This is a genomic window from Actinomyces massiliensis 4401292 (assembly GCF_000269805.1).
GTDB lineage: Bacteria > Actinomycetota > Actinomycetes > Actinomycetales > Actinomycetaceae > Actinomyces > Actinomyces massiliensis.
The window spans coordinates 739,750-748,168 of the sequence record NZ_JH711482.1; the positions used below are offsets into that span (position 1 = coordinate 739,750).

Consider the following 8,419-nt stretch of genomic DNA (forward strand, 5'->3'; position numbering starts at 1 on the left):
CTCTTCTCGCATACTGACCGTTCCCGAGCGCCCTGATTCGGGGCCGACCACCGGATTCCGGCGTGAACTATGGATCGGATAACAGGCGCGAGTCCGAGCCCACGCCCACCGGACGACCTCCAAAGGCGGCGAGGAACCGATTCAGGCCCGAAGTCCTGCGGTGATCGCATCACCGATCTCGCTCGTGGAACGGACCAGCGGTGTTCCAGCCGCGTTGGCCGCCGCTCGTGCAGCCATGTCGGCATCGACGGCGGCATGTACGCGAGCAGCGGGACCGGGCTGCCCGATGTGCTCCAGCAGCATAGCGACTGCGCTGATGGTGGCGGTTGGATCGGCCTTGCCCTGCCCGGCGATGTCCGGTGCGGAGCCGTGAACGGGCTCGAACATGGAGGGGAAGGCCCGGTCGGGATTGATGTTGCCTGAAGCGGACAGGCCGATGCCGCCGGTGACGGCGCCGGCCTCGTCGGTGAGAATGTCGCCGAAGAGGTTGTCAGTCACGATGACGTCGAAGCGGCCGGGATCAGTGACCAGATAGATGGTGGCGGCATCAACGTGGTTGTAGTCCACGGACACCTCGGGGTACTCGGCTCCCACGGCCTCAACGGTACGGCGCCACAGGTGGCCGGCATTGACGAGGACGTTGTGCTTGTGGACTAGCGTCAGATGCCTGGCAGGACGCTTCTGAGCCTGCTCGAAGGCGTAACGCACAAGGCGCTCCACCCCGTAGGCCGTGTTGACGCTCACCTCGGTGGCGATCTCTTGCGGGGTGCCCGCGCGGACCGCTCCCCCGTTGCCGCAATAGAGGCCCTCTGTACCCTCACGCACGACCAGGAAATCAATATCACCGGGAGCGGCCAGCGGTGTGGGCACACCCGGGTAGTACTTGGATGGACGCAGATTGACGTAGTGATCTAGGGCGAAACGCAGACGCAGCAGTAGACCGCGCTCGAGTATGCCGGAGGGGACCGAGGGGTCGCCGACAGCACCCAGGAGGATGACATCCTGGTCTTTGATCGCCTCAAGATCGGCGTCGGTGAGCGTGTCTCCAGTGCGGTGCCAACGGTCGGCACCAAGGTCGAAAGCGGTCGCGACGATCTCGGTATCCGTTCCCTCCAGGGCGGCGTCCAGAACCTTGAGCCCCTCGGGCACGACTTCCTTGCCGATACCGTCACCTGGGATCACTGCGAGCTTGATGATCTGCTTGTGCGTCATGCTCACAGGGTACGGAAGCGAACCAGATCGCGAGACGAGGGGTCCGCATACTGGCGAATCTCTCAGTGATGTCAGTACTGTCAGTGATGTCAGTAATGGCGGCGTTCTCACCGCCCCGGGTCAGGCCCGGTCTATGTGATTAATGGGCGTCCCCGGCAGCGGGAATGCTGCCGGGGACGCCGTATACGGTCAACGCTGTGCGCTCAGACCGATGGGATTGCGATGAACCCCGGTCTCTCAGCGGGAAACGGAGCCCTCGGTGTAGTCGGTGTCGATCTCGGATCGCCAGGAGAACATGGCGCGGACCTCCCGGCCGGTCTTCTCGATCGGGTGAGTCTCGCCCTCGGCGCGCAGACGCTTGAACTCAGGCGCGCCAGCGGCCTGATCATCCATGAAGCGCTTGGCGAAGGAGCCGTTCTGGATGTCGGCCAGAACCTCTTTCATGTGCTCCTTGACGTCGGGGGTTATCACGCGCGGACCGGACACGTAGTCGCCGTACTCGGCGGTGTCGGAGCAGGACCAGCGCTGCTTGGAAATGCCCCCCTCGTTAATGAGGTCCACGATGAGCTTCATCTCGTGGCAGACCTCGAAGTAGGCCATCTCGGGCTGGTATCCGGCCTCCACGAGCACTTCGTAGCCGTATTGGATGAGCTTGGACAGGCCACCGCACAGAACGTCCTGCTCGCCGAAGAGATCGGTCTCGGTCTCCTCGCGGAAGGTGGTCTTGATGGCACCGGCGCGCGTACCGCCAATGGCCTTGGCATAGGACAGCACCAACGGCCAGGCCTCACCCGAGGAGTCCTGCTCGACGCACACGAGAACTGGCACCCCGCGCCCCGCCTCGAATTCGCGACGCACGGTGTGCCCGGGGCCCTTGGGGGCGACCATGACGACGTCGATATCCGTTGCCGGCTTGATGTAACCGAAATGAACATTGAACCCGTGGGAGAACAGCAGGGCCGATCCGGGCTTGATGTTCGGCTCGATCTCCGCTTTGTAGAGCTCGGCCTGAACCTGGTCGGGGGCCAGGACCGTCACGACGTCGGCCCAGGCGACCGCCTCGGCGATCGGCTTGACGGACAGGCCGGCCTCCTCCGCCTTCGCCACGGAGGAAGAGCCCTCACGCAGGCCGACGACAACCTCCACACCGGAGTCGCGCAGGTTCAAAGCGTGAGCATGCCCCTGGGAACCGTAACCGATGACGGCGACCTTCTTGGACTGGATGACGGCCAGATCGGCATCATCGTCGTAAAACTTCTCAGCTGCCATGATGGATTGTCACTTCTCCTTGAGTTGATCTGTGATGGATCGCGGCCCGCGCGTAATGGCGACGGCACCGGACTGGACAATCTCCTTGACCCCGTAGGGACCAAGAGATTCCAGCAGTGCCCTGACCTTCGACTCCGAACCGACTGTCTCGATGATCACCGAGGTCGGGGACACGTCGACAACGTGAGCACGGAAGAGATCGACGATCTGCAGCACTGCGGTGCGATTGGAATCATCGGCGCGCACCTTGATGAGGAAGAGCTCGCGGCCCACGGACGTGGCCGGATCGAGCTCGACGATCTTGAGCACATTGACTAGTTTATTGAGTTGCTTGGTCACCTGCTCCATGGCAGGTCCCTCGGCATCAGCAATCACCGTGATACGCGAGACGTCCTCGTGCTCGGTGGGCCCTACTGCCAGGGAGTGAATATTGAAGCCGCGGCGGGTGAACAGCGCCGAGACGCGCGTGAGCACGCCGGGCTTGTTCTCCACCAGGACGGACAGCGTGTGCTTCTCGCTCACGGTCTCACTCCTCTTCCCACGTGGGGCTCATGCCCCGAGCGTGCTGAATCTCGTCATTGGACACGCCTGCGGCCACCATCGGCCACACCTGAGCGTCCGCGGAGACGATGAAGTCGATGACGACGGGGCGGTCGTTGATGGCATTGGCCTGGGCGATGATGTCATTGAGGTCCTCGAGCCGTTCGCAGCGCAAGGCGACGGCCCCGTACGCTTCTGCCATCTTCACGAAATCGGGGACGCGCTGAGTGCCGGCCCCGGTATGCAGGTCGGTGTTGGAATAGCGCTGCCCGTAGAACAGCGTCTGCCACTGCCTCACCATGCCCAGTGAGGAGTTGTTGATAATGGCCACCTTGATCGGAATGTTGTTGAGCGTGCAGGTGGCCAGCTCCTGGTTGGTCATCTGGAAACAGCCGTCGCCGTCGATAAGCCAGACCGGACGATCCGGGCACGCCTCCTTGGCGCCCATGGCTGCCGGAACTCCGTAGCCCATAGTGCCCGCACCCGCACTGGTCAGCCAGGAGCGCGGCCGGAAGAAGTGCAGGTAATGGGCCGCCCACATCTGATGCTGGCCGACTCCAGTGACCCAGATGGCATCCTCGCCGGCGGCTTTGTCCAGATGAGTGATGACCTCCTGAGGCTGAAGAAGGCCGTCATCCGTATCGGTCCAGCCAGTGGGATAAGTGGCGCGGATATGGGCGACCTCGGTGAGCCACTGGTCGATCTCGGTCCGCGGCTCCTCGGAGAACTGCGCGCGACAGGCTGCGGCGAGTGCGGGGACAACGTCGATCAGATCACCGACGATCGGCACATCCGCAGTACGGACCTTGGAGATCTCGGCCGGATCGATGTCGACATGGACGATCGTGGCGCGGCGCGCGAAGGTATCCGGTTTGCCGGTGACGCGATCATCGAAGCGGGCGCCGAGGGTGACAATGACGTCAGCGCGCTGGAGGGCGCCGACGGCGGCCACAGTGCCGTGCATCCCGGGCATTCCCAGATTGAGCGGGTGATCCGTGGGCATGACGTCAAGCGCCGTGAGCGTCGTCACGAAAGGGGCGCCGATGACGTCGATCAGCTCGGTGAGTTGATTAGTTGGAACCCCCGCACGGTTCAATCCGCCGCCGAGATAGAGCACTGGCCGTTCTGCAGCGCTAATGACCTCGGCGGCCTGAGCGACACGACGCTGGTTCGGTTTTCCCGGCGGGGTGTAGCCGCGCAGATTGACCTTGCTCGGCCACCGGAACTCGACCATGCCCTCCTGAGCGTTCTTGGTGACGTCGATCAGAACGGGGCCCGGGCGACCAGTTGCGGCTATGTGGAAGGCCTCGGCCACACGCACGGGAATCTCCTCAGGCGTGGTGACGAGGAAAGAATGCTTGACGAAAGGCATCGTCGCACCGACGATGTCGGCCTCCTGGAAGGCATCGGTGCCAATCGCTTTGACGCCCACCTGACCGGTGATCGCCACAAGCGGCACGGAATCCATGTGGGCATCGGCAATGGCAGTAACCAGGTTTGTGGCTCCGGGGCCCGAGGTGACCACACACACGCCCGGTTTGCCGGTGACCATGGCATACCCCTGAGCAGCATGTCCGGCACCCTGCTCATGGCGCACGAGTATATGACGAATCTTCTCGCTGGCGAGCAGAGGGTCGTAGAAGGGCAGAATGGCCCCACCGGGCATGCCGAAGATATCGGTGACGCCGACCTTCTCCAACGCTCGTACAAGTGCTTGAGCGCCTGTCATCAGCAGGCGGTCCTGCGGCTCCTGGGCCGAGGGAGTGCTGCCGCGCGCCATCCTCCGACCTCCTCTCTGTGCGATCTGTGCGATCGGAACCGGCCTTGCGGCCGGCTGATCCCAACCGTAGGTGGTCTCAGGATACGAGTCGAACGACCGAAGGATTTGTCCCACATCGTGGAATCACGGACCGCGCAAGGCCTCTCCTCCGGCGCCTCACATGCCTCCGTACCGGACGGACACGGGACGACCGATGCCGGAGCTAAACTGTTTCCTCAGTACATACTCGCGCTGCGCGCCGACGAGCAGCAGTTCCGGAAGGCTTCTCACTCGTGGTCATCGGTCTCCTTCACCACCTGGCCGAGAACTCCGTTCTCGTCCTGTTCCTGCTCATAGGGCTGGGCATGCTCGTTGGGCGCGCCAAGGTCAAGGGGGTGAGCCTGGGCGCCGCAGCCGTGCTATTCGCAGGCATCGCCCTGGCTGCGGCGGGCGTCTCCAAAGGCGTTATCGTCGAAGTGCCAGCACCGCTGGGAACGCTGGGTCTGGCGATTTTCACCTTCGCAATTGGCATTCAGTCCGGCCCCAACTTCTTCCATGTCATCCGTAATGCTGTAGGGCCGCTGGCCCTGATGCTCATGATGTTCATCATCGCGGCATTCGCCGGCCTCGGCATCGGACGCGCTCTGGGGATGAGCGCCCCGATGATCGCCGGCACCTACGCCGGCGCGATCACCAATACTCCCGCCCTGGCAGCAGCGGGCAACGCGGCCACACTCGCCGAATACCCCGACGGCGCTGCGATCGCCACCGTGGGCTATGCGGTCGCCTACCTCTACGGCGTCATCGGCATGCTGTTCTTCTGCCTCTTGTCGCTGCGCTACCGCCGCAGCGACAAGGACAAGCCCTCTCCCCTGGTCAACCGCACCATCCGCGTCGAACGCTCCGACGGCCCCATGATCGGCGACATCGCCGAGCCGATCTCGGGAGAACTGAAGTTCTCGCGTCTTCGCCGAGGCGAGCAGGGCCCCATCACGCGGCCAGCACGTGAGGACAAGCTTTTCAAGGAGGATCTGGTCACCGTCGTGGGAACCCAGGACGCCGTCAACCAGGTCATCACGGCCCTCGGGCACGGCTCCTCCCATTCCCTGATCGAGGACCGCAAGTACCTCGATTTCCGACGGATCACGGTTTCAGACCCCAGACTCGCCGGCCACACGGTCTCCGAGCTCGATATCGACCACAAGTTCGGCGCGACAATCTCCCGTGTCCGCCGCGGCGACACGGATATGGTGGGCACACCCGACCTGGTCCTTCAGCAGGGCGATCGTGTACGCGTCGTGGCGCCCACGGGGCGCATAGCGGAGATATCGAAGTTCTTCGGCGACTCCTCGCGAGGCCTGTCCTCAATCAACCCGATCGCCCTCGGCCTGGGCATGGCGGCGGGCATCATCATCGGCGAGTGGAAATTCCTCACGCCCACTGGTGCGACTTTCTCCATTGGATCAGCTGCGGGCACACTGATCATTGGGCTGATATTCGGAAAGATCGGCCGCATTAGAAATTTCGTGACCGCTATGCCATTCACCGCCACGGCGGTGCTCAGCGAACTCGGGCTGCTCATCTTCCTGGCCCAGGCAGGCACCAAGGCCGGTGGGCAGATCGCCAGCGCCTTCAACGGCGATGACTGGTGGAAGATCCTTCTCACAGGCTTCATCATGACCACCATTGTGGGTCTGGGCCTGTACAGCTCGATGCGCTGGATCGTGAAGATGGGCGGCACACGGTTGTCCGGTCTCCTGGGAGGCGCGCAAACCCAACCCGCCATTCTGGCTTTCGCTAATGAGCGGACCGGAGCAGACCCGCGGGTGGCCCTGGGCTACGCCATGGTCTATCCGGTGGCCATGATCGTGAAGATCTTCATCGCCCAGGTGCTCGGCGGCCTATGAGCGAAGCACGCTCTGCATATCACAGGGGAACGGAGCGATCAGGCAAGCAGTGATTAAGTAACGACGGAGAAATCTGGAAAATTCTGATGGGAAACCTCAGCGGCGCTTGGGCTCCGAAGCGCTTCCGTGAGATTCCGGCAGGACGATGTGCCCAGAGGTATCGACGTCGTGACGCCAGTTATGATCGGTAAGGATTCGCGCTATAGCAAGACCCACTCCGATCGCAGTGATGACGAAGAAGACTTCGGTCAGGTTTCCTGCTGCTTCCCCGACAGCTACGTTCGCCTCCACAGTCTGGTTGTTAAGTGCTGAGATCGCCCGATAGAAGGGCACTCCTGGGATCATGATGACGACTGCCGGCACCGACAAGGCAACGCGCGAAAGAGAAACGCGGGAGACGAAAAGCTGTGCGAGAAGACCGATCATCACGGCCGCCAGTCCCACCGCCAACTGCCACGGCACATGAAGGTCGATGAGCACGAGTCGTCCCGTGTTGGCCAAAGCACCGACGACAGCCGCCAACAGTGAAGCCTTGGTCCCAGCGTTGAAGAGCACAGCGAAACCGTAAGCGGCTATGAATGAGCAGAAGCACCGCAGGACGTGCAGTAGGAATCCGTTGGGGACAACGGTGTTGGTGGATTCGACCTCCCAGTGGAACAAGAAGGTAACGGTCCACACAGCCACACCCGCCGAAGCCATGACGACGAGTACGTAAGCCGCCCGGGATAAAGCACTGGAAAAATCTTGACGTGCCAGGTCGAGCATGGATGTCACCATGGGAAATCCGGGGATGAGGAACAGGATGGCAGAAATGATTCCACCCTGATGATCGCCCGAAACAATCCCAAAGATGTGAAGCAGGCTCACAATACCCATGTAAACCCCGGAGGCGATGACGCCGCACACCATCCAGGTGAAGAAGTGCTGATACTGACGCTTAAGCATCTGACGTCGCATGAACTGACCGATGAAGGCTGCGATCAGGACGGACGAGCACTCGACCCATCCTCCTTGGTTGAGAAAGCAGAATCCTGCGCAGGCCACACCAGAAGCCGCTGCATTGGTGAAACCTCCATAGAGGGCGTGCCTGCCCTCAATCTCATCGAGTTTCCGATCGAGGTGCTCCACGGTCTCATGAGCACGAAGATCGTGCACGATTCGCCGCAATGCCTCAAGACGATCAACGTTCACCCCAACTCGACGCACCTCGCAGGTCTCGGTGCGGAACCGCTCGCCAACGAAAGACGAGGTGACAAGCTCCGTCATGGTGACCGTGGCCTCGTGCCGATCCAGTCCTACCGCTGAGGCGGCCTTGGCCATTGACGACTTCACACGGTATGAACCGGCGCCGCTGGCAAGCATGAGCTTGCCTAGGCGGAGCACAACTGCCGATTGCTGCATGAGTCGGTCTGCGTCAAGCTCAGGTTCCGGATAGTAGGGGTCGTAAGGGGTATCAGAACTCACGTCATAATAGTGACGCACTGCGAGGAGATCATGCACGGACGGAAGGCCTGTGGGTCGGCTTCTACGGTGTGATGTCCGTCTGCTTTCCCTTGAAAGGGTCTGGGTGGTTGGCGTGCTCGCGGGTGTTCGTGTGATTTGTGGGGTGGGCCGGTTGAGCTGGGTGGGGTGGGTGAACTGGGTGGGCCGGTTGAGCTGGGTGGGGTGGGTGAACTGGGTGGGCCGGTTGAGCTGGGTGGGGTGGGTGAACTGGGTGGGGTGGTTTTTGGTC

General features: G+C 62.3%; 6 protein-coding genes. 1 reads left to right on the forward strand and 5 read right to left on the reverse strand.

Annotated elements, in window-relative coordinates:
- Window positions 1-141 precede the first annotated feature (141 nt).
- From W5W_RS0111645 to W5W_RS0111660, 4 genes are all read right to left on the reverse strand, one after another.
- On the reverse strand, window positions 142-1,212 hold the full coding sequence (locus W5W_RS0111645; RefSeq protein WP_008732854.1) for a 3-isopropylmalate dehydrogenase: 1,071 nt from the start codon (window positions 1,210-1,212) through the stop codon (window positions 142-144).
- A gap of 237 nt (window positions 1,213-1,449) precedes the next feature.
- The gene (gene ilvC, locus W5W_RS0111650) at window positions 1,450-2,481 is read right to left on the reverse strand and encodes a ketol-acid reductoisomerase (RefSeq protein ID WP_008732866.1); all 1,032 of its coding nucleotides are present in this window, start codon (window positions 2,479-2,481) and stop codon (window positions 1,450-1,452) included.
- A gap of 9 nt (window positions 2,482-2,490) precedes the next feature.
- Complete coding sequence (gene ilvN, locus W5W_RS0111655) at window positions 2,491-3,003, reverse strand: acetolactate synthase small subunit (protein WP_008732877.1); 513 nt, start codon at window positions 3,001-3,003, stop codon at window positions 2,491-2,493.
- 4 nt (window positions 3,004-3,007) lie between these two features.
- Window positions 3,008-4,801, reverse strand: a complete 1,794-nt coding sequence (locus tag W5W_RS0111660) for an acetolactate synthase large subunit (RefSeq protein WP_017195513.1) — start codon at window positions 4,799-4,801, stop codon at window positions 3,008-3,010.
- Between the two features lie 272 nt (window positions 4,802-5,073).
- On the opposite strand from W5W_RS0111660, the gene W5W_RS0111665 reads away from it, so the two are divergent.
- A complete protein-coding gene (locus W5W_RS0111665; RefSeq protein ID WP_008732870.1) occupies window positions 5,074-6,687 on the forward strand; it encodes an aspartate:alanine exchanger family transporter in 1,614 nt (537 codons plus the stop codon).
- Window positions 6,688-6,783: 96 nt separating this feature from the next.
- Here the strand turns inward: W5W_RS0111665 and W5W_RS0111670 are convergent, their stop codons facing one another.
- Window positions 6,784-8,088 carry a threonine/serine exporter family protein gene (locus W5W_RS0111670; protein ID WP_029574289.1) on the reverse strand — a complete coding sequence of 435 codons (1,305 nt, stop codon included), beginning with the start codon at window positions 8,086-8,088 and terminating at the stop codon, window positions 6,784-6,786.
- Window positions 8,089-8,419: the final 331 nt, after the last annotated feature.